Here is a 19,346-nt window from a genome sequence, read left to right as displayed (position 1 = left end):
TGATAACGCAGCCGTTTAGTCGATACAGTTATTTTATGGAAAAACATTCCATATTGATACCGGCGTTATATCAGCGGCTGTTTGGCCAGCAGGTAGATATCCATGATCCAGCCGTGTTGTTCGCGCAGGTTGGCGCGGCGTTGGATGATCTCGTCGCCGACCTCGCTTAGCCAGCCTTTGATCAGGCACTGTTTTTCCATGCCCAGGTAGGCGCCCCACCAGATGTAGGTATCGTCGGCGGGCAACGCGGTAAACGCCCCGCCGCTGTCGAGCATGACGGCGACGGTGGCGGCATCGCTTGGCCAGCCGCGTTCGCGCAGGCGGCGGCCGGTGGTGATCTGGATGGGCTCGGCGAGCGCGTTCAGCGGTATGCGGTGTTCGGCGGTGAGTACCTGCAGGCTAGTGATGCCTGGCACCACCTCGACGTCGACCTCTCGCCCGGCCGCAGACAGGCGTTCAGCGATGCGCAGGCTGCTGTCGTAAAGCGAGGGGTCGCCCCAGATCAGCATGCCGACCCGCCCGCCTTCGGGCAGGTGGTGTGCCATCAGCGACGCCCACATCTCGGCAATGGCGTGGTGCCATTCATCGACGGCACCCAGGTAATCGCCCCGCTCGCCTCGCTTAGGCAAATCGAACTCGACGATTTGAGCCTGCTCGGGCTCGCGCAGCAGGGTCTGGCACAGCAGGCGGCGCAGGTCGACCAGGTCGCTTTTGGCTTCGCCTTTGCGCGGCAGCAGGATCAGGTCGGCGTCGTTGAGGGCGCGCACGGCGGCAAGCGTGACGTGGTCTGGGTTGCCCGTGCCGATGCCGATCAGCGAAAGCGTCGTCATCCGTCCCGGCCCTCCTCGTCTGGCAGGTTGGCAAACGGCGAGTCCGCGGACTGTGGCCGAAAACGGCGGTCGTAGCCCACGGCGTACAGCGCGCTTTCCTGGAAGTCCTGGCTCTCGAGCACCGGCCCCACCAGAATCAACGCCGTGCGTTGCAGCGTGTTGGCGGCCAACGCCTCAATGGTGGATAGGCGCCCTCTGATGATTTTTTCATCGGGCCAGCTGGCTCGCCACACAATGGCCACGGGGCAGTCACCGCCGTAGTACGGCATAAGCGACGCCACCACGCTTGCGAGGTTATGAATCGACAGGTGAATCGCCAGTGTCGCGCCGGTTTGGGCAAAGTTGGCCAGGGTTTCGTTGTCCGGCATGGCGCTGGCGCGCCCGGAGGTACGCGTCAGCACTACCGATTGCGCCACGCCCGGCAGGGTCAGCTCCTGGCCCAAGCTGGCCGCAGCGGCGGCAAAGGCGGGCACGCCGGGGGTGATGGTGTAGGGAATCTCGAGGGCACGCAGGCGGCGGGTCTGCTCCCCCACCGCTGACCATACCGATACATCCCCAGAGTGCAGCCGCACGACATCCTGCTCAGCCGCGTGGGCGGCCTGGATTTCCTGGATGATCTCGTTCAGCGACAGCGGCGCGGTGTTGACGATGCGCGCGCCTGGCGGGCAATGCTCAAGCAGTTCTTGCGGCACCAGCGAACCTGCGTAGAGGCACACCGGGCTCGCGGCAATCAGGTCGCGGCCGCGCAGCGTAATCAGGTCCGGGGCGCCTGGCCCGGCGCCGATGAAATGAACGGTCATTCTGTGATTCCTTCTGGTACTTCTGACAACGCCAGGGCGGCGGTGGCCTGCCTATCCGCTGAGATTATCCGGGGCCCTAGCAGCGTTGCCCCTGGGCCCGCCGCTAGTAGCGCCACGGCCTCAGCCACGCTGCCCGTACCGCGGGCCTGTAAACTTTGCGCGGAATGAGTCAGCGTTGTCACCGTCGGCAGCTCGGCGTCCGCTACGGTGATGACTTCGATGTTGCGCAGTCGTCCTAGCTCTTCGACTAGTGGCAGCATGGAGCGAGCCGCTGCCAGCTTATCGATAGCGCCAGCGCCGCATTGGTAAATAGCCCCGTACTGCTCGGCAAGCTGATCCAGCGCCTGACCAAGGGAGGCAAGCGTGGCCTCGCGGCGAAAGCCAAATCCGGCGACATGCAGCGTCTGCGCCTTCATCGAACGCCCCGCCACTGCACGATGGGGTAGCTGGCTTTCCAGCCGCGGCGGGTGCCGATGGGGGCAGCGTTGGCAAGTTCCAGGCGCATCAGTTCGCCACCTGCTTTTTGTTGCCATTGCGCCAGCAACGCTTCGGATTCAAGTGTCACCGCATTAGCGACGACGCGCACCCCTTCGGGCAGGCGCTGCCATAGGTCGTCCAACAGCGCTTGGGATAGCCCGCCGCCGATAAATACCGCATCGGGCAGCGGCGTATCGTTCAGTACGTCCGGCGCGCTGCCTTCTTTTACTTCAAGGCAATCAACGCCCAGGTTCTCTGCGTTGCTGCGCGCTCTTGCTGCCCGTTCTGCGTTTTGCTCAAAGCCCACCGCCTGATTATCCGGGTGAGCGAGCAGCCACTCAATGGCAATCGAGCCCGAGCCGGTGCCGATATCCCATAGCCGCTCGCCGGGCTTGGGCGCCAGCGCGGCCAGGGTCATGGCGCGAATGGCTTGTTTGGTGATCTGGCCGTCGTGCTCGAAAAAGCTATCAGGTAACCCAGGCGTCAGCGGCAATGCGGGCCCTTCGCCTGCAACCTCAAGCGCTACCGCGACCGGATGCGTGATGTCATCGGGAAGCGTCGCCGCTGCCGGAAAGGCACGCACCCGTTCGTGCTCGCCGCCCAGGGCTTCCAGCACCGTTAGTTTTGAGTCTGCAAAGCCGAATTGGCAGACCCACTGGGCAAGCTCCGCTACCGCGTCACCGTCGCGTACCAACACCAGCACGCGCCTGCCGGGATGCAGGTAAGGGCGAACGCGGGTTAACGGCTTGGCGTGCAGGCCCAGGCAGGTACAGTCCTGAAGCGGCCAGCCCAGGCGGGAAGACACCAGGCTGAACGTGGAGGGCGACGGCAGTGCCTGCCATTCCTGGGGATCAAGGTGGCTAACGATGGAGGTGCCCGCGCCAAACCAGAAGGGGTCGCCGGAGGCCAGCATCACCACGCGGCGGCCGCGCTCGGCGAGTAGCTGGGGGATGCCGTCGGCAAACGGCACCGGCCATTCACGCAGCTTATCTTTCAGATCGGCTTGCAGGTCGGCGTTCAAGTCAGTGCTCAGGGGGGCGAGCAAGCGCAGGTGTCGGCGGGCGCCAAACACGACTTCGGCACGCGCTAACGCCTCGCGGCTTGCCGCCGTGAGACCCTGTGTGCCACTCTCCCCCCAGCCTATTATCGTCAGCCAGGGAACCTCGTTACCGTTAACCACTATGAACATCCTGATTCTTGGCGGAACCTCAGAGGCCAGCGCCCTGGCCAGCCTGCTGGCCGAGCGTTCTATCCCGGCCATCTATAGTTATGCGGGGCGGGTCAGCACCCCCAAGGCGCAACCCTTGCCGACGCGTGTTGGCGGTTTTGGCGGCGTGGCTGGCCTGGTCGACTACCTTAAGCAAGCGGGCATCACCCACCTGATTGACGCGACCCACCCTTTCGCCGAGCAGATGAGCCGCCACGCGCTGGCCGCTGCCGCGCAATGCGATATTCCCCTGATGGCATTCACCCGCCCGGCCTGGCAACCCCAGCCCGGCGATCACTGGACGCACGCTGCCAGCATCGACGAGGCAGTGGACCAGTTGGACGGCCCGCCCCAGCGCATCATGCTGGCCATCGGGCGCCAACACCTGGAAGCCTTTGCCGCGATGCCCCAGCATCACTATGTACTGCGGCTGGTCGATCACCCCGAGCAGCCGATACCGCTGCCCCACCAGACTATCACCGTCGCGCGCGGCCCGTTTACCACGTCGGGCGATCTGGCCTTGCTCAAGGACCACGCCGTTGAGCGTCTGGTGTGCAAAAACGCCGGCGGCGACGGCGCGGTGTCCAAACTCACCGCCGCCCGCACGCTCGGCCTGCCGGTGGTGATGATCGAGCGGCCTAGGCTGCCCTCACGCCGGGAATGTCACGCCCTAGATGACGTGCTGGCCTGGCTTTTGGCGCCCACCGAGCGAGGGGTATAAACCCAGGGTTCGCTCGGTTCATGGCCGCTTCTTTCAATGCGCCGCGTCTGGCTGGAACCCACGATGACCAGGGTGCGCATGTCTGCCATCTCCGGCGTCGCCTCGCCCAGGGTGGTCACGCGAATCGACTCATCCGGAGTCGAGACAGCGCGGGCAAAAATGATCAGCCTTTCCGGCCCGCAGGCGTCAAGCAGCACCTCCAGGGTACGCACAAAGCCTTCTGGCCGCGCCCTGGAGCGCGGGTTGTAGAACGCCATGGCAAAGTCGGCCTCGGCGGCCAGGCGCAGGCGCTTTTCAATCAGCGCCCAGGGCTTGAGGTTGTCGGATAGATTAATGCAGCAGAAGTCGTGCCCCAGCGGCGCGCCGACGCTGGCACTGGCGGCCAGCATGGCGGAAATCCCCGGCAGTACCTGAACGTCCAGCGAGCGCCACTGGGCATCGCCTGCTTCCAAGGCTTCAAACACCGCCGAGGCCATGGCAAACACGCCCGGATCGCCGGAGGACACCACCGCCACGCGACGACCATCGGCGGCCATCGTCAGCGCCTGCTCGGCCCGCTGGATTTCTTCCCGGTTGTCCGAGCCGTGGCGCACAAGCCCGGCCCTGGGCGCGACCCGCTCAACGTAGGGCACATAGCCCACCACATCGGTGGCCTCGGCGAGCACCGCCGACACCTCGGGAGTTACCAGTGTGTCGCTGCCCGGCCCCAAGCCGACGATTTTCAGCCAGCCGCTCATGGGCGCCTCCCATGGCCATGAATCAGCACAATCGAGAAGTAGGGCACGCTCTCGCCCACGTCCTTGAAGGGCTGGACCCGTTCCTGGCGCATGGCGGCGTATTCGATCAGCCAGGCTTCGTCCTCGCGCCCGGCGTGGGCAAGCGCCCGGCGCAGTTTGTCCAGGTTGCGGCCGATTTTCATCACCACCAGAGCGTCGGTCTCGGCAATGCGTTCGGCCAGGGACGACTCCGGCAGCGTGGCCATGACCACCGTGAGGATATCGTCGCCCCAGGTGATCGGCTGGCCGGTGGCGGTCCAGGCCGCCGACATCCCGGTGATCCCCGGCACCACGGAGACCGGCACGTGGTCCAGTAGCCGGGTATAAAGATGCATGAAGGAGCCGTAGAAGAACGGGTCGCCTTCGCAAAGTACCACCACATCACGCCCAGCCTCAGCCAGCTCGATCAGCAGCGCCACGCTGCGTTGGTAAAAATTGGCCAGCAACTCGTTATAACGCGGGTCGTCGAAGGGGATTTCCGTGGTCACCGGGTATTCCATGGCAAGCTCGGTGACCTCGGGGGCCAGCATGCCCTCGACGATGCTGCGCGCATGCCCGGTACGCCCCTTCTTGCGAAAGTAGGCCACGTGCGAGGCGCCGCGGATCAGGCGGTCGGCGCGCACGCTCATCAAGTCCTGGCTTCCCGGGCCAAGGCCGACCCCGTAGATGATTCCCTGGGTCATTCTGTTCGGTCCGCAATGGCATTGAGGGCGGCGACGGTCACGGCACTGCCACCCAGACGCCCTTGCACCGTGCAGCAGGGGCTCACCTGGCTCTCCCAAAGCGCCTGTTTGGATTCCGCCGCGCCGACAAAGCCCACCGGGCAGCCAATAATCGCGGCGGGCCGCGGGCAGTCAGGGTCTTCGAGCATATTGAGCAGATGAAACAACGCCGTGGGCGCGTTGCCAATCGCCACCACCGCGCCTTCCAGGTGCGGGCGCCAGAGTTCAAGCGCCGCCGCCGAGCGGGTGTTGGCCATCTCTTTAGCCAGTGCGGGCGTGCGCTCGTCATTCAGCGTGCAGATAATCGGGTTATCCGCGGGCAGGCGTTTACGCGTGATGCCTTCTGACACCATGCGGGCATCACATAAAATCGGTGCGCCGGCTTCGAGCGCTTTGCGGGCGTGGCTGATCACATCGCCTGCAAAATGTATCGAGGCGGCAAGCTCTACCAGACCGGCGGCATGAATCATGCGCACGGCAATCGGCTCTTCATCGCGAGAAAACCGCCCCAGGTCTGCTTCACGGCGAATAGTGGCAAAGGACTCCCGGTAAATCGCCGGGCCGTCGGTTTCATAAATGTGGGGCACCTAAACTCTCCAAATAAGCGATTACCTCAGTCTCCGTGAGGTTTGTCTTGACCGGCGTGCTATCGGCACGGCCGTTAATTATAAGGTCAAATCTACCGGCCTGGCCGACCACACACACGTCGGCCGGTGAGCGCCGGGCGCAGCCCTTGGCGCAGCCGGATACATGCACCGAGCCTTGGGTAACCCCACGCAGTCGCTCGGCAAGCGGCAGGGTGGCAACGCTGGCCTGCTCGCAATAAGGCGCACCGGGGCAAGCATCAATCCGCAGGCGGGCGTCCTGTTCGTCGCTGATCAACCCGTCGATGGCCTCGGCGCTGGCGCCTGCGACCCAGACACGCCGCCAGGGCGTCACCTGCAGGGCGTTAACGTCGGCAGGCGTCACCGCAGCCCTCAGCACCTTGGCGGGCACCCGCCCAAACGGCAGGCCATACACCGCGCCGTGTTCGTGCTTGCCCAGAGGCAATTGGCTGCCCGTTGCAGCGGGCCGTGCGTTGGCCGGGGCCCAGTCAGGCAGCGGCACATGATGGCGCCGCATGCGTTTGCTGTCCCAACCGCCACTGTCGACAAACCATGCCACCAAGCGGATAAGCTGTGCCACGGCGGCGTCAATCGAGCGCACTGCGGTGCCCAACGAATAACCGTCGGCGCGCACCAGCAGGCCGCCCGACTCGGCGCGCTCGACACGAAAGTCCGCCGAGGCATCGCCCAGTACCGGCGCCTTGCCCGCATCAATGGCGGTCCCGACCTTGGCGGGCACCACCGGCAATTCTTGCCAGCGGTCGTCAAGCGCGCTGGCGATTTTATGGGTATCGTCTCCCGCTTGCCAGCCGGGGGCCAATAGAATTTGCGGGCGACGCTCCGCTTCCGGGTCGGCGTCAATCAATTCGTGGGCGACCAGGGTCTCCATCAGGGCTGGCCAGCTCGCCTCGGTGACGCCGCGCAATTGCAGATTGGCGCGGCTGGTCAGTTCAATCAAGCCGCTGCCGTAGGCCTCCGCCGCGTCGCACAGCGCCAGTACCTGACCACGCTCAAGCTGGCCCAGCCGTGGGCGCACGCGCACCAGTAAGCCATCGCCGGTTGCCATCGGCTGCCAGGCACCGGGGCACCAGCCCTTGATGCGAGGCTCAGCCGACATCCGCCGCGACCTCCTTGGCCTCGTCCATTTCCAGCAGCAGGTCTTTCAACGCGTCGCCCTGCTCACCGGGCGCCTGCCACATGCCGCGCTGGGCGGCTTCGAGCAGGCGTTCGGCCATTTCTTCCAGCGCCGAGGGGTTATGCTCGCGCAGGAACTGTTGGTTGGCGTCGTCCAGCACAAGGGTGTCGGTCACCTGGGCGTACTGGTAGTCGGCGACTAGGTCGGTGGTGGCATCGTAGGCGAATAGATAATCGACCGTGGCGGCCATTTCGAAGCCGCCTTTATAGCCATGCTCGCGCATGGCGTTGATCCACTTGGGATTGAGCACCCGCGAGCGAATCACCTTGGCCAGCTCTTCTTTCAGCGTGCGAATCTTGGGCTGGGCGGGGTTGGCGTGGTCGGCGTGGTAGATCACCGGGGCTTGCCCGCTCAGCGACCGGCTGGCGTTGGCCATGCCGCCCTGGAAGGCGTAGTAGCTGTTGGAATCCAGGATATCGTGCTCGCGGTTATCCTGATTCTGCATCACCGCTTCCAGGCCTTTAAGCTGCTGCTCGAAGGCCTCCGGAGCGGCAGTGCCAGACTCGGCAAACTGCCCGTAGGCGTAGGCGCCGTTGTCCAGGTAGGCCTGTGCCAGGTCATCGGCATTTTCCCAGGCGCCGTTGTCGATCAGCCGGTTGAGGCCGGTGCCGTACTCCCCCGGCTTGCTGCCAAAGATCCGATAGCCCGCCTGCTGGGCGGCCATTTCGGGGTTCAGCCCCTGGTTTTCCAGCACCTGCTGGCGGGCCATCACCGCATCACGAATGGTGTTGCTGTTGCCCGGTTCGGCGTAGCTGGCAACCGCTTGTACCGCCGCATCGAACAGCCGGATCACGTTGGGAAACGCATCGCGGAAGAAGCCGGAAACCCGCAACGTGACATCCACCCGCGGGCGGTTGAGCAGCATCGAGGGAATCACCTCGATATCGATCACCCGCTGGGAGCCCAGCGACCAGATGGGGCGCACGCCCATCAGCGCAAAGGCCTGGGCAATGTCATCGCCCCCGGTGCGCATGGTGGCGGTGCCCCAGATGGAGAGCCCCAGGCAGCGGGGATAGTCGCCGTTATCCTGCAGGTAGCGCTCGACAAACGCCTGGGCGGATTTTTCGCCCAGCGTCCAGGCAGCGGGCGATGGAATCGAGCGGTTGTCCACGCTGAAGAAATTGCGCCCGGTGGGCAGCGTGTCCAGCCGCCCACGGCTGGGGGCGCCACTCGGCCCCGGCGGCACAAACAGGCCATCCAGGCCTTCCAGCAGCGAGCTGATTTCCAGCTCGGCACTCTGCTGAAGCGCGACCCAAAGCTGGTCCCGGGCGTAGCGCAGCTGCTCGGCGGTGGCAGGATAATTGGCGGCCAACACCTCCAGACTGCCCGGCGCGACCACGTACGCCTCGACGAGCTGGTGGGCCAGCGCCTCCAGCCGCTCGCGGGTGTCGTTGCCGCTGCGCCAGGCGGCGCTATCCAGCTCGCGCAGCACGTTCGGCCGAGGCCCGTTCCAGGGGTCGGCGTCGGCCATCAGTGGGTCAAAGGGCGCTTGGCCTTCGCCCTGCAGGGCCAGGTCATCGGCCAGGTTATGCAGCAAGCCGCGCTGGGCAATACTCTCGCCCCTCGGCAAGCGCAGCAGCGCCACCAGAGTGCCGACCACTTTATCCTGGGGCGGTAGCGTGCCGAGCACGTGCAAGCCGTGACGAATCTGCGATTCCTTGATGTCGCATAGGAAGGTATCCAGCTCGTTCAGGATCAGCGCTTCGTCCTGGCTGTCGACCGCTTTGGTCAGCTCCTGGTCGATGCCGGTCTCGCGCAGGTGATCGAGAATCTGCTCGCGGATTAACGCTTCGCGCCGGGGGTCCATATCCAGCGCCTGGTAATATTCGTCGGTGAGCGCTTCCAGCCTGGCCATGTCGCCATACAGCTCGGCGCGGGCCAGGGGTGGCATCAGGTGGTCGATAATCACCGCCTGGCTGCGCCGCTTGGCCTGGGCGCCCTCGCCCGGGTCGTTGACGATAAACGGGTAGAAATGCGGCACCGGGCCGAGCGCGATATCCGGCCAGCAGTCGGCGCTCAAGGCGCTGCTTTTGCCCGGCAGCCATTCAAGGTTGCCGTGCTTGCCCACGTGAATCACCGCTTCCACCTGGTAGTGCTCGCGCAGCCAGAAGTAGAACGCCAGATAGCTGTGCGGCGGCGCCAGCTGCATATCGTGGTAGGACTGGGTCAGGTCCTCGATAAAGTCGCGCTCGGGCTGGATACCCACGAAGGTCTCCCCCAGCCGGATACCCGAGATCATCAGCCGCCCCTGACGGCATTTAGGGTCATCAGCGGGCGCGCCCCAGCGCGTCCATACCGTTTCCTGAAGTTCGGCGGGCAGGGTTTGAAACCAGGCCAGGTAGTCGTCAACGCTGATGCTTTGCCAGCACATGCGCTGGTCGATGACATCGCGGTCATTGGTCACCGCCCCCTGCAGCAGGCGGATCAGGTCATCGCCACTGTCGGGCAGGTCGCTGACCGGGTAACCCGCTGTTTGCAGCGCGGTTAATATCTGCAACGTTGAGGCCGGAGTATCCAGCCCCACGCCGTTGCCAATCCGGCCATCGCGATTGGGGTAATTGGCCAGCACCAGCGCCAGCCGTTTGGCGTGATTGGGGGTGGAGCGCAGGTGGCAGAACCGCCGCGCCAGTTTGGCGACAAACTCAGCGCGCTCCGGGTGCAGGGCGTGGTGGGTCACCGACAGCTGGCTGCGTTCGTTATACAGCGCTTCAGCCTTGAACCCCACGGCACGGGTGATCACCCGGCCGTCCATTTCGGGCAGTACAATCTGCATCGCCACATCCCGGCTTCTCAGCCCGGCGGCCGAGGCCTGCCAATCCTCCATGGTGCTGCTGGAAAGAATCGCCTGCAGGATCACCGGCTGGCCGACGAACACGCTCTCGGGAATCGCCCCGCCCAGCGGGTAGGTGTCGTCGGAATTGCGGTTGATCGAGAAGCTGGTGGTGTTGACCACCAGCATGGCGCCGGTCTGCTCGATCAGGTGATTGATAAACGCAATGCAGTCGGCCTCTTTCAAGGAGGCAACGGCGATGGCGAGTGGCTCGAGTCCCTGCCCTTTAAGCGCTTCGATCATGCCGTCGACGACCAGGGTATTGGCGCCCTGCAGGTGGCTGCGGTAGAACAGCAGCAGGCACACCGGCCGTTCCGGCTGCTGGTTGGCCCGCCATTCGCTCAGGCTCATCACCTGGCGCCCCGTCTGGCTTGCGGCATCGCTTGGCGCATAGATCACCGCCGCGGGCACCACCTTGGGTTCCTTCCAGGTGGTGGGCAACGCCAGGCACTCGCTGCCCAGGTAGCGCAGCAGCTGCTCGGCGTTATCCACGCCGCCTTCGCGCAGGTAGCGCCATACCCGATAGGCGCTGTCATAGTCGACGCTCGAGGCTTCCAGCAGCGCATCGTCCGGGGCGTCGCAGCCGGGCACCAGAATCAACTGGCGGCCGGGCTTGGCATTCCGCCAGGCCAGCAGGCGTTCGTAGCCGTATTGCCAGTAAGCCTGGCCGCCCAGCATCGACACGACCACCAGCTGCGCCTTTTCCAGCACCCGATCCTCGTAGAGGTCGTAGGCGGCGGGCTTGACCAGGTTCATCCAGTTGGCCAGACGCACCGACGGATAGCGCTCGCCCAGGCGATCGATCGCCTGGGCCAGGGCCGAGAGGTTGCTGTCGGCGGCCGAGAGAATCACGACATCCGCGGGGCTTTGTTGAAGATCGACAATGCCATCATCATCAACAAAGCCACCGGGTTTGGCGGCAAAAAGATGCATTAGGCGGCTGTTGTTACCTCTGCTTCGGCAAGCGCTTCACGCAGCGCGCCGCTGTCCAGCGACTTGCCAATGATGACCAGTTGGGTTTGACGCGTTTCACCTTCCGCCCAGAGGCGGTCGAAGTAGCCATCCAGACGCTCACCAACGGCCTGGATCACCCGGCGCATCGGCTTGCCGGGAATCGCCGCGAAGCCTTTGGCGCGGTAGATTTCCTGGGTTTTGACAATGTGCTGCAGCTTGGCCGCCAGCAGGTCGCCGTCGACTTCGCCCAGGCTGATCACGCAGGAATCAAAGTTGTCGTGGGCATGGTCGTGATGCGCGCCCTCAGCGTGATGCTTGTCGTGGTGATTGGTGATCAGGTCAATACTCGCTTCGCTGGCCGCCCCGATGCCCATCAGGGCTTCGAGCTGTACGGTGTTGGTGGCCAGGGTTTGGTCGACAAACAGGTACTTCACCGATTCCGGCACACGCGCCTGAATCAACGCCTCTACCCGCGCCTTGTCGTCCGGGCTGAGCAGGTCCGTCTTGCTGACCAGCACCAGATCGGCGGCGCTTAGCTGGTCGTCAAGCAGCTCCTGCAGGCTGGGGTCGTGATCCAGGCTTTCGTCGGCCTGACGTTGGGCTTCTACCTTGGCAACATCGCTGGCATAGCGGCCAGAGGCCACGGCGGGGCCATCGATCACCGTAATGATGGCATCGACGGTGCAGTGCTGGCGCACCTCCGGCCAGTTGAAGGCCTGCACCAGCGGCTTGGGCAGCGCCAGGCCGCTGGTTTCGATCAGAATATGGTCGATATCGTCGCGGCGGGCGACCAGCTTTTTCATCACCGGTAGAAATTCCTCTTCTACGGTGCAGCAGATACAGCCGTTGGCCAGTTCGAAAATGCCGCTGTCGTCGCCTTCCACCGCCTGACCGTCTTCGCAGTCGAGGGCACAGCCGCGCAGCAGGCTTGAGTCGATGTCCTGCTCGCCGAATTCATTGACGATCACGGCAATTCGCTTGCCGGTGACCTGGCGCAGAATGCTTGCCAGCAGGGTGGTTTTACCGCTGCCCAAAAAGCCGGTGACCACGGTGGCGGGTATCTTATTTAACTGCATGGGTCTCGTCCTCAGAATCGATAGGCTGACGCGCTGGCGACGCTTTGCCGCTAAACAGCAGCGCGATCGAGGCAGGGTTGTTGGCAAAAAACAGGTGCAAGTAGGTGGCCGTCAATCCACGCTCACGAAAAATGGCCTCCCCCGGCGCGGGGTGGCGCTGGCGTTCGCCATGGGCGATGGGCTCAGGCGTTCCCTCGGCCATCGAACGGTGGTGGGCATGGCCGCGCACCGGGCCTTCGGGCAACGCGGCGGTTTGCATCCCCTGGCAGCCCCGACGCCCGCGCATCGCGCCCTGCCCTGGTAGCAGGCCCAGCATGGTGTGGGTGGTGTCGTCGTAGTCGGTCAGGGTTTCCAGGCAATAAAGCAGCCCGCCGCACTCGGCAAGAATCGGTTTGTCGTCGGCAAAAAACTGCCTGATCGCCGCGTGCATGGCCGCATTCGCCGCCAGGGTCGCGGCGTGAATTTCCGGGTAGCCCCCGGGTAGCCACAGCGCATCGCAGCTGGGCAAGGCGCTGTCGGTAAGCGGCGAGAAAAAGCGCAGCTTGGCGCCCATCTGTTCGAGCAGGTCCAGGTTGGCCTGGTAAATAAAGCTGAACGCGGCGTCTTTGGCTACACCAATGGTAAGCCCGGCAAGCGACGGTAACGACGCCGTGGCGACTTCTGGCGCGGCGTAAAACGTCACCGGCGGCAGAGCGAGTAGCGTTTGCGGCAGGTTTTCCGCCTCGATAACACGGGCGCCCTTTTCAAAGCGTTCTTCCAGGTCGTCACGAATCTCGTCGGCCTGCACCAGTCCTAGATGGCGTTCGGGCAGTGAAAGCTCCGGGTTACGCGCAATGGCAGCCAGCAGCGGGATGTCTGTCGGCAGGGTTGTCTCGATCAGCTCGCGGTGGCGCTCGGAGCCGCAACTGTTGGCGATAAGCCCGACAATGCGGATATCGTCGCGAAAGCCCGCAAGGCCCGCAAGCAGCGCGCCCGCGGTCTGCGCCATGCCTTTGACGTCCATCACCACCACCATGGGCAAGCCAAACCGGGCGGCCAGGTCGGCACTGGAAGGCTCGCCGTCAAACAGCCCCATGGCGCCTTCGACCAAGATCATGTCCGCCGTCTGGGCGGCTTCATAAAAGCGTTGGCGGCAGTAGGCGTCGCCCGCCATCCACAGGTCCAGTTGATCCACCGGCTGGCCAGCGGCCTGGGCCAATACCTGGGGGTCCAGGTAGTCGGGGCCAGTTTTAAACACGCGCACCACCTTGCCCTGGTTGCGCAGCGCCCTGGCCAGCGCGGCGGTAAAGGTGGTCTTGCCCTGCCCGGAAGAAGGCGCGGCAATAAACAGCGCCGGGCAGCTTGCAGTGGGTGTGCTCATCAGTATTCGATCCCCGCCTGGGCTTTAACACCGCCACGAAAGGCGTGACGCTCGTCCTGCACCGTGCTGATGGTGTCGGCGATTTCCTGAAGCGGCGTCGCCATGGTGCGCCCGGTAATGATCACATTTTGATGCGCGGGACGTTGGTTAAGCGCTTCGACCACCGGCAGCGGGTCGAGATAGCCGTACTTGAACATGTAGCTCATTTCATCGAGGACGATGAGGTGGTAGTCGGGGTTCTCGAGCAGACCCTTGGCCACCGCCCAGGCCGACTGGGCAGCTTCAATATCGCGCTCGCGGTCCTGGGTTTCCCAGGTAAACCCCTGACCCATGATGTGCCAGTCAAGGTTGGGCTGGTCGCGGAAAAACAGGTATTCGCCGGTTTCACGGCGGCCCTTGATAAACTGGATCACCGCGCAGCGCTGCCCGTGACCCAGCGCCCGCGCCATGGTGCCAAGCGCCGAGCTGCTTTTGCCCTTGCCGTTGCCTTTCAGCAGGATCAACACGCCGCGCTCTTCCGTGGCGCGGCTGATGCGCTCGTCGACCACGTCCTTTTTGCGCTGCATGCGGTGGGTATGGCGATCGTCAGTCATGGCGTTTCCTGTCCAGAAAAAGGTGTCGCGTAGCGCGCCCCCAGTTGCTGGGCGATGCGTGCGCCCTGGCCGCGCTTGATTTTCGATGACTCGGTATCCAGCAGGATGCAGTCGCCCAGCGGGCCAAGGTCGGCGACGGATTCGCGGGTACGGCCGTCGGTAATCAGATAGGTGCGGATGTGCAGCCCGGGCTCGCGGCGCTGCCACTGATGGATCAGACGTTTGGCCTCGATCACCGCCTCGCGCAGCGGCGTGCCGCCGCCGCCGGTGGCGGCCTCCAGCGCCGCCTCTACACGCTTGGGTGCACGTTGCCGGGAGAGCAGAGGCACCACGCCGCCGTTGCCGAACCCGACGACGGCGACCTGTTCGCGTGCCGCGTAGGCCTGGCGCACCAGCGCTTCCACAAGCCCCTTTGCCTGGCCCAGCAGGCGCTGCCCCAGGGTGGAGCCGGAGGTATCCAGCAGTACCAGGTGCGCCCTTGGCTGCCCGGCCTGTGTCTTGCGCATTTTAAGCGTTCGCCAGGGCCACTGCCCGCGGTTGGCGATCAGGGTGCCAAAGCCGTCCAGACGGGACGTTTCAGTCCGCGAGCGTCCCTTGCCTGATACCTGCCCTTTTTCACCGGACGCCGAAGTCATCGCCGTTTTCGCCTGACCAACACCGTTTGGCGTATTCGCCAGTTCAGGCACTGCCTGCTGAATGGTTGACTGAGCCTGGGGCGGCATGGCGCCCCACTGACCCTGTTCGCCGCGCTGCTCGGATGATCCGCTGGTCGACGTATTAGTCGTTGATGACGAACCGCCCTCGCCTCCCGAAGGTGGTGCCTTCGGCGGCGAAGACGGCGGGGTTTGCTCGGGCGATTGGGTGCGCCGATGGTCCAGCACCCACGGCTCGACGGTATCGATATCCTGCTGCGCCACTTCGCTTGCACCGCGCCAGGCGGAGTGGGCACGAGCGGCGCGGTGCCAGGTGACGTCGGCTCGCAACCCTTCCACACCGGCGGTTTCACAGCGCGAGGCGATGGTGTGATACACCCATGACGGGGTAATGACATCCACCAGATGGCGCTGGGCCTGATGAATCCGCTCGGTCAGTGCGGCCTGGGCCTCCTCGAAGCCACGGGCCGCCCCCGCAGGGTCGCGGTCAAAGGCTTCGCGCTGCTGGACGATGGCGATACGTTCTTCCACGCTGATGCTCGCGGCCTGGTCGATACACAGCCCAAAACGATCCAGCAACTGCGGGCGTAGCTCGCCTTCATCCGGGTTCATGGTGCCAATCAGGCTGAAGCGCGCCGGGTGGGAGTGGCTGATACCGTCGCGCTCGACGATGTTCGTTCCGCTGGCGGCCACATCCAGCAGCAAATCGACCAGTGTATCCGGCAGCAGATTGACCTCGTCCACATACAGCACGCCGCCATCGGCTTTAGCGAGCAGCCCGGCATGAAAGGTGGCTTCGCCATTGGCCAGCACCTTTTGCAGATCCAGACTGCCGACCAGCCTGTCTTCACTGGCGCCCAGGGGCAGAGTCACAAAAGGAGCACGCTGCCCGTCGCTATCGCCAGGTAAAATAGCGGCCAGAGCCCTTGCCAAGGTCGACTTGGCGCTACCTCTTGGCCCACTAACCAGCACCCCACCGATACGCGGATTAATGGCATTAAGGATCAGCGCGGTTTTCAGCGCTTCCTGGCCCACCACCGCCGCAAAGGGAAACTCACTCACCGGCACCTCCCGTGCTGGCCAAGCCGGTCAGCCGGTCAACATCCGCCAGTTGATTTGATGGCTGCGAGACTTGAATATGATTCATGGCAATTAGCTGAGGGATAATAAAACCATTCATAAAGAAGTGGGAATATAAAAGGTGTTCAGTATAGAGGAAGGCATGGCGGCGAGGCCAATTTGTTACAAGCTATTAACTTTGCGAAGGCGTATATCAGCTGACGCTAAGAATCCCGCTGGATTTTTACACGTCTTCTAAATGTAATGTTATAACATTGCTTTTATGATAAGGTCTCATAAGATCCTTAGGCTTTGTGTTGTTCGTTATCCCCCTGCCACCTAGAATAGCCAGTGTCGGTGTTCCCCACGGAACTTAATAGAGAATCCGCCGCGGCTTGCCGCGAAACGGAACTGCCCCCGCAACTGTAGGCGGCGAGCGATGCTTTTTGATGCCACTGGACACATTGTCTGGGAAGGCGAGCTAGCCATGACCCGTCAGTCAGGAGAACTGCCGATATATTGCTTACATCGAGCGAAGTGGCTCGGCCAGTGTTTTCTGGCCGAATGCGGAGCTCATCATGCACGGGAGTGTACATGATGTTGAGATTGACCACGGCCATCGCCGCGAGCGCTGTTGGCCTTGCCCAGGCGGCTTACGCCTCCACCGACTACCCGCTTACGCTAACCAATTGCGGTGTAGAGATCAGCGTGGCGTCGCCCCCGGAGCGAACGGTGACGGTAGGCCAGTCAGCCACGGAGATCCTCTATTCGCTGGGGCTCGCTGATCGAGTGAATGGCACCTCGGTGTGGTTCACCCCGGTCCTGCCCCAGTTTGCTGAGGTCAATGAAGCGATCGAGCGGATCGCCAACGACGACCCAAGCTTTGAGGCCGTGGTCAATAAACGGCCTGATCTGGTGGCGGTACAATACGAGTGGCACGTGGGCCCCACCGGCAGCGTCGCCACCCGGGAACAGTTTCATGAGCTGGGTATTAACACCTATATTATGCCCGCCGACTGCGACACCAAGGATAACTCTACTGGCGGCGATGGCACCCGCACCGCCGCCTTCTCGACGGACTCCATCTATAAAGGGATCACCGAGTTAGCCAAGATCTACGACGTTCAAGACGCTGGTGAGGCGTTAGTAGCAGAGCTGAACGACCGCGAACAGCGCGCTATCGACTTGGCGAGCAGCCTTGATTTACCGGAAGACTTGTCAGCGGCATTCTGGTTCTCATCGACAGACCTGGGGGTTAGCCCCTTTGTTGCGGGTCAGTTGGGCGCGCCGGGCTATATGATGGATAAGCTCGGTATGCGCAATGTGATCGAGTCCGATGAGGAGTGGCCCACGGTGGGCTGGGAGAGCATCGCCAGGGCTGACCCCGATGTGCTTGTTATCGCTCGCATGGATCGCCGTCGCTTTCCTGCCGACGACATTGAAGCCAAGCGTGAGTTTCTGCACAGTGACCCGGTTACCCGTGAAATGACGGCGGTTAAAAACAACCACATCATAGAGATGGATGCCCACGCCATGAGCGCCACGATGCGCACTATTTACGGCCTTGAAACACTGGCCGAGGCGCTAGCGACAATGGCATTTGACGAATGAGCATTGCGTTAACGCGTCTATCTACGGCAGGTTTTGCACTGCGCTGGCTATGGATCACGCCGCTGGTGCTCGTGGTGGCGCTGATCGCGGGCACAGCCATCGGCGAGACACCGATTCCCGTTGATACCATTCTCAAAGTGCTCGCCAATCAGCTACTGGGCGCGGATTATGCGGTTGACCGGATCGATGCAGGCATTATCTGGAACTACCGGCTTAGCCGCGCCGTGGTCGCTGCCTGTTGTGGTACTAGCCTGGCCCTGGCAGGGGTCGTGCTTCAGGCGCTGCTGCGCAACCCCTTGGCCGACCCCTACTTGATGGGCATTTCCGCTGGGGCCTCTACCGGCGCGGTGGCCGTTGCCGTCGCTGGCCTTGGCGCGGGCGCGCTTTCGCTCTCCCTGGGTGCCTTTGTGGGCGCCCTTCTCGCCTTTGGTATCGTGGTGATGCTCGCCCATGCGGCCAACAGCGGCGTGGGGGGTGGCCGCGGCGTTCAGGCAGCGGGAGCGATTATTCTGGCGGGCATCGCCGGCTCACAGCTGTTCAATGCGCTGACCGCTTTTATCATTACCAAGTCGGCGAGCGCCGAGCAGGCCCGGGGCATCATGTTCTGGCTGATGGGTAATCTTTCTGGTGTGCGCTGGGCCGATGTGACCTTGGCGGTGCCTGCCGCGCTGTTTGGGGTACTGGTTTGCCTATGGCACCGCCGCTCCCTGGATGCCTTTACCTTCGGTGCCGACAGCGCCGCCTCCATGGGCATCGCGGTGCGCCCGGTGCGTGGCATGCTGATTATCGCCATGGCGCTGGTCACGGCGGTGATGGTGTCTATTGTGGGGGCGATTGGCTTTGTTGGGCTGGTAATTCCCCATGCCATGCGTTTTATCGTAGGCAGCCAACACACGCGATTGGTTCCAGCCACGGCGCTTGCTGGGGCGGTCTTTTTGATTGGCTCAGATATTCTTTCGCGCACTCTGATCCCCGGCCAAGTGCTACCGATCGGGGTGATTACTTCGCTGATTGGCGCACCTGCCTTTGCGCTCATTCTCGTGCGCGGCAAGAGGTCGTAATGCAGTTAACCGCTCAAAAACTCGATTGGTCAGTGCATGGCACGCCTCTACTGATTGACATTAACCTTACCGTCGAGCCCGGCCAGACCTTTGGACTGGTGGGGCCGAACGGCTCGGGCAAGACGTCGCTACTTCGCCTGTTGGCAGGCTTGAACAAACCCAAAGCAGGACAGGTGCTAATGGAAAGCCAGCCCCTGCACAACCTCAAGCAACGGGCGATTGCTCAGTCTATTGCCTTAGTCGAGCAGCAGGCCGATACCACCGATAGAATTAGCGTGCGTGACGTAGTGGCGCTGGGCCGGACGCCCTTTCTTACCGCATTGCGCCCCTGGTCAACTGAAGATAATGCCATCGTGGTTCAGGCGCTGGTCGATGTCGATATGGCGCATATGGCCGACCGGCTTTGGCACACGCTTTCCGGCGGTGAGCGCCAGCGCGTGCATATTGCCCGCGCACTGGCGCAGCAACCCAAGATTCTGCTGCTCGATGAGCCCACCAACCATCTGGATATCCGCCACCAGCTGTCGATCCTTGAGCTGGTAAGGCAGCTTCCGGTTACGGTGATTATCTCGCTGCACGACCTGAACCACGCCATGGAGTGTGACCGCATCGGTGTAATGGACGGCGGCCGCCTGGTGGATAGCGGCCCGCCTAAAGAGGTACTGACGGCATTCCGGCTACGCCAGACCTTTGGTGTCTACGCCGATATCTTCGCCGACCCCATCGACGGCAGCCAGATGATGCGTTTTCGCAATGCTATTTAGTCATGACGCGCACAGCCAGGTGATCAATAAGCGGGGCTAGCCGTTGTTTGCT

Annotated in this window: 17 protein-coding genes and 1 riboswitch; of the genes, 4 read left to right on the top strand and 13 right to left on the bottom strand. The window is 63.3% G+C overall.

Annotated features, from left to right (window positions below; translation table 11 throughout):
- Positions 1 to 65 precede the first annotated feature (65 nt).
- Genes cobF through cbiE form a run of 4 tightly spaced genes read right to left on the bottom strand, consistent with a single transcriptional unit; the run spans position 66 to position 3,296 of the window.
- Positions 66 to 830 (bottom strand): precorrin-6A synthase (deacetylating), encoded by a 765-nt coding sequence (gene cobF / locus B7L15_RS14085; protein ID WP_085919583.1) that lies wholly within the window; start codon positions 828 to 830, stop codon positions 66 to 68.
- Positions 827 to 1,630: a precorrin-4 C(11)-methyltransferase gene (gene cobM / locus B7L15_RS14080; protein ID WP_085919582.1), complete on the bottom strand. Its 804-nt coding sequence runs from the start codon at positions 1,628 to 1,630 to the stop codon at positions 827 to 829. Before cobM ends, cobF begins: the two co-directional genes overlap by 4 nt.
- Positions 1,627 to 2,046 carry a cobalamin biosynthesis protein gene (locus B7L15_RS14075; RefSeq protein ID WP_085919581.1) on the bottom strand — a complete coding sequence of 140 codons (420 nt, stop codon included), beginning with the start codon at positions 2,044 to 2,046 and terminating at the stop codon, positions 1,627 to 1,629. The genes cobM and B7L15_RS14075 overlap by 4 nt, the downstream gene beginning before the upstream one ends.
- On the bottom strand, positions 2,043 to 3,296 hold the full coding sequence (cbiE, locus tag B7L15_RS14070; RefSeq protein WP_085919580.1) for a precorrin-6y C5,15-methyltransferase (decarboxylating) subunit CbiE: 1,254 nt from the start codon (positions 3,294 to 3,296) through the stop codon (positions 2,043 to 2,045). Before cbiE ends, B7L15_RS14075 begins: the two co-directional genes overlap by 4 nt.
- On the opposite strand from cbiE, the gene B7L15_RS14065 reads away from it, so the two are divergent.
- The gene (locus B7L15_RS14065; protein WP_085919579.1) at positions 3,289 to 4,035 is read left to right on the top strand and encodes a cobalt-precorrin-6A reductase; all 747 of its coding nucleotides are present in this window, start codon (positions 3,289 to 3,291) and stop codon (positions 4,033 to 4,035) included. The two genes, cbiE and B7L15_RS14065, sit on opposite strands and share 8 nt — an antisense overlap.
- Here B7L15_RS14065 and cobJ read toward each other — a convergent pair.
- From cobJ to B7L15_RS14020, 9 genes are read right to left on the bottom strand one after another with little or no spacing between them, the layout of a single operon-like run.
- Complete coding sequence (gene cobJ / locus B7L15_RS14060; protein WP_085919578.1) at positions 3,978 to 4,772, bottom strand: precorrin-3B C(17)-methyltransferase; 795 nt, start codon at positions 4,770 to 4,772, stop codon at positions 3,978 to 3,980. The two genes, B7L15_RS14065 and cobJ, sit on opposite strands and share 58 nt — an antisense overlap.
- The gene (gene cobI / locus B7L15_RS14055; protein ID WP_085919577.1) at positions 4,769 to 5,494 is read right to left on the bottom strand and encodes a precorrin-2 C(20)-methyltransferase; all 726 of its coding nucleotides are present in this window, start codon (positions 5,492 to 5,494) and stop codon (positions 4,769 to 4,771) included. The genes cobJ and cobI overlap by 4 nt, the downstream gene beginning before the upstream one ends.
- On the bottom strand, positions 5,491 to 6,120 hold the full coding sequence (locus B7L15_RS14050) for a precorrin-8X methylmutase (protein ID WP_085919576.1): 630 nt from the start codon (positions 6,118 to 6,120) through the stop codon (positions 5,491 to 5,493). Before B7L15_RS14050 ends, cobI begins: the two co-directional genes overlap by 4 nt.
- Positions 6,104 to 7,255, bottom strand: a complete 1,152-nt coding sequence (locus B7L15_RS14045) for a cobalamin biosynthesis protein CobG (RefSeq protein WP_085919575.1) — start codon at positions 7,253 to 7,255, stop codon at positions 6,104 to 6,106. Before B7L15_RS14045 ends, B7L15_RS14050 begins: the two co-directional genes overlap by 17 nt.
- Positions 7,245 to 11,096, bottom strand: coding sequence for a cobaltochelatase subunit CobN (cobN, locus tag B7L15_RS14040; RefSeq protein WP_085919574.1), 3,852 nt, complete (start codon positions 11,094 to 11,096; stop codon positions 7,245 to 7,247). The genes B7L15_RS14045 and cobN overlap by 11 nt, the downstream gene beginning before the upstream one ends.
- Positions 11,096 to 12,193 (bottom strand): cobalamin biosynthesis protein CobW, encoded by a 1,098-nt coding sequence (gene cobW, locus B7L15_RS14035; protein WP_085919573.1) that lies wholly within the window; start codon positions 12,191 to 12,193, stop codon positions 11,096 to 11,098. The genes cobN and cobW overlap by 1 nt, the downstream gene beginning before the upstream one ends.
- Positions 12,180 to 13,553: a cobyrinate a,c-diamide synthase gene (locus tag B7L15_RS14030; RefSeq protein WP_085919572.1), complete on the bottom strand. Its 1,374-nt coding sequence runs from the start codon at positions 13,551 to 13,553 to the stop codon at positions 12,180 to 12,182. The genes cobW and B7L15_RS14030 overlap by 14 nt, the downstream gene beginning before the upstream one ends.
- On the bottom strand, positions 13,553 to 14,146 hold the full coding sequence (gene cobO / locus B7L15_RS14025; RefSeq protein WP_074396058.1) for a cob(I)yrinic acid a,c-diamide adenosyltransferase: 594 nt from the start codon (positions 14,144 to 14,146) through the stop codon (positions 13,553 to 13,555). Before cobO ends, B7L15_RS14030 begins: the two co-directional genes overlap by 1 nt.
- On the bottom strand, positions 14,143 to 15,861 hold the full coding sequence (locus B7L15_RS14020) for an AAA family ATPase (protein WP_085919571.1): 1,719 nt from the start codon (positions 15,859 to 15,861) through the stop codon (positions 14,143 to 14,145). Before B7L15_RS14020 ends, cobO begins: the two co-directional genes overlap by 4 nt.
- Positions 15,862 to 16,197: 336 nt before the next feature.
- Positions 16,198 to 16,388: riboswitch (cobalamin riboswitch) on the top strand.
- Between the two features lie 64 nt (positions 16,389 to 16,452).
- Here B7L15_RS14020 and B7L15_RS14015 point away from each other — a divergent pair.
- From B7L15_RS14015 to B7L15_RS14005, 3 genes are read left to right on the top strand one after another with little or no spacing between them, the layout of a single operon-like run.
- Positions 16,453 to 17,469 (top strand): ABC transporter substrate-binding protein, encoded by a 1,017-nt coding sequence (locus B7L15_RS14015; protein WP_066319062.1) that lies wholly within the window; start codon positions 16,453 to 16,455, stop codon positions 17,467 to 17,469.
- Complete coding sequence (locus B7L15_RS14010) at positions 17,466 to 18,530, top strand: FecCD family ABC transporter permease (protein WP_066319060.1); 1,065 nt, start codon at positions 17,466 to 17,468, stop codon at positions 18,528 to 18,530. The genes B7L15_RS14015 and B7L15_RS14010 overlap by 4 nt, the downstream gene beginning before the upstream one ends.
- Positions 18,530 to 19,294, top strand: coding sequence for an ABC transporter ATP-binding protein (locus B7L15_RS14005; protein ID WP_085919570.1), 765 nt, complete (start codon positions 18,530 to 18,532; stop codon positions 19,292 to 19,294). The genes B7L15_RS14010 and B7L15_RS14005 overlap by 1 nt, the downstream gene beginning before the upstream one ends.
- Positions 19,295 to 19,346: the final 52 nt, after the last annotated feature.

Source organism: Halomonas sp. CSM-2 (genome assembly GCF_002119345.1).
Taxonomy (GTDB): domain Bacteria; phylum Pseudomonadota; class Gammaproteobacteria; order Pseudomonadales; family Halomonadaceae; genus Vreelandella; species Vreelandella janggokensis.
This window is presented reverse-complemented; position numbering and strand designations above follow the sequence as displayed.

Bases quoted from the DNA above. Each gene is read 5' to 3' on its own strand.
- cobF (WP_085919583.1), bottom strand. From the start codon at position 830: ATGACGACGCTTTCGCTGATCGGCATCGGCACGGGCAACCCAGACCAC.
- cobM (WP_085919582.1), bottom strand. From the start codon at position 1,630: ATGACCGTTCATTTCATCGGCGCCGGGCCAGGCGCCCCGGACCTGATT.
- B7L15_RS14075 (WP_085919581.1), bottom strand. From the start codon at position 2,046: ATGAAGGCGCAGACGCTGCATGTCGCCGGATTTGGCTTTCGCCGCGAG.
- B7L15_RS14065 (WP_085919579.1), top strand. From the start codon at position 3,289: ATGAACATCCTGATTCTTGGCGGAACCTCAGAGGCCAGCGCCCTGGCC.
- cbiE (WP_085919580.1), bottom strand. From the start codon at position 3,296: ATGTTCATAGTGGTTAACGGTAACGAGGTTCCCTGGCTGACGATAATA.
- cobJ (WP_085919578.1), bottom strand. From the start codon at position 4,772: ATGAGCGGCTGGCTGAAAATCGTCGGCTTGGGGCCGGGCAGCGACACA.
- cobI (WP_085919577.1), bottom strand. From the start codon at position 5,494: ATGACCCAGGGAATCATCTACGGGGTCGGCCTTGGCCCGGGAAGCCAG.
- B7L15_RS14045 (WP_085919575.1), bottom strand. From the start codon at position 7,255: ATGTCGGCTGAGCCTCGCATCAAGGGCTGGTGCCCCGGTGCCTGGCAG.
- cobN (WP_085919574.1), bottom strand. From the start codon at position 11,096: ATGCATCTTTTTGCCGCCAAACCCGGTGGCTTTGTTGATGATGATGGC.
- cobW (WP_085919573.1), bottom strand. From the start codon at position 12,193: ATGCAGTTAAATAAGATACCCGCCACCGTGGTCACCGGCTTTTTGGGC.
- B7L15_RS14030 (WP_085919572.1), bottom strand. From the start codon at position 13,553: ATGAGCACACCCACTGCAAGCTGCCCGGCGCTGTTTATTGCCGCGCCT.
- cobO (WP_074396058.1), bottom strand. From the start codon at position 14,146: ATGACTGACGATCGCCATACCCACCGCATGCAGCGCAAAAAGGACGTG.
- B7L15_RS14015 (WP_066319062.1), top strand. From the start codon at position 16,453: ATGATGTTGAGATTGACCACGGCCATCGCCGCGAGCGCTGTTGGCCTT.
- B7L15_RS14010 (WP_066319060.1), top strand. From the start codon at position 17,466: ATGAGCATTGCGTTAACGCGTCTATCTACGGCAGGTTTTGCACTGCGC.
- B7L15_RS14005 (WP_085919570.1), top strand. From the start codon at position 18,530: ATGCAGTTAACCGCTCAAAAACTCGATTGGTCAGTGCATGGCACGCCT.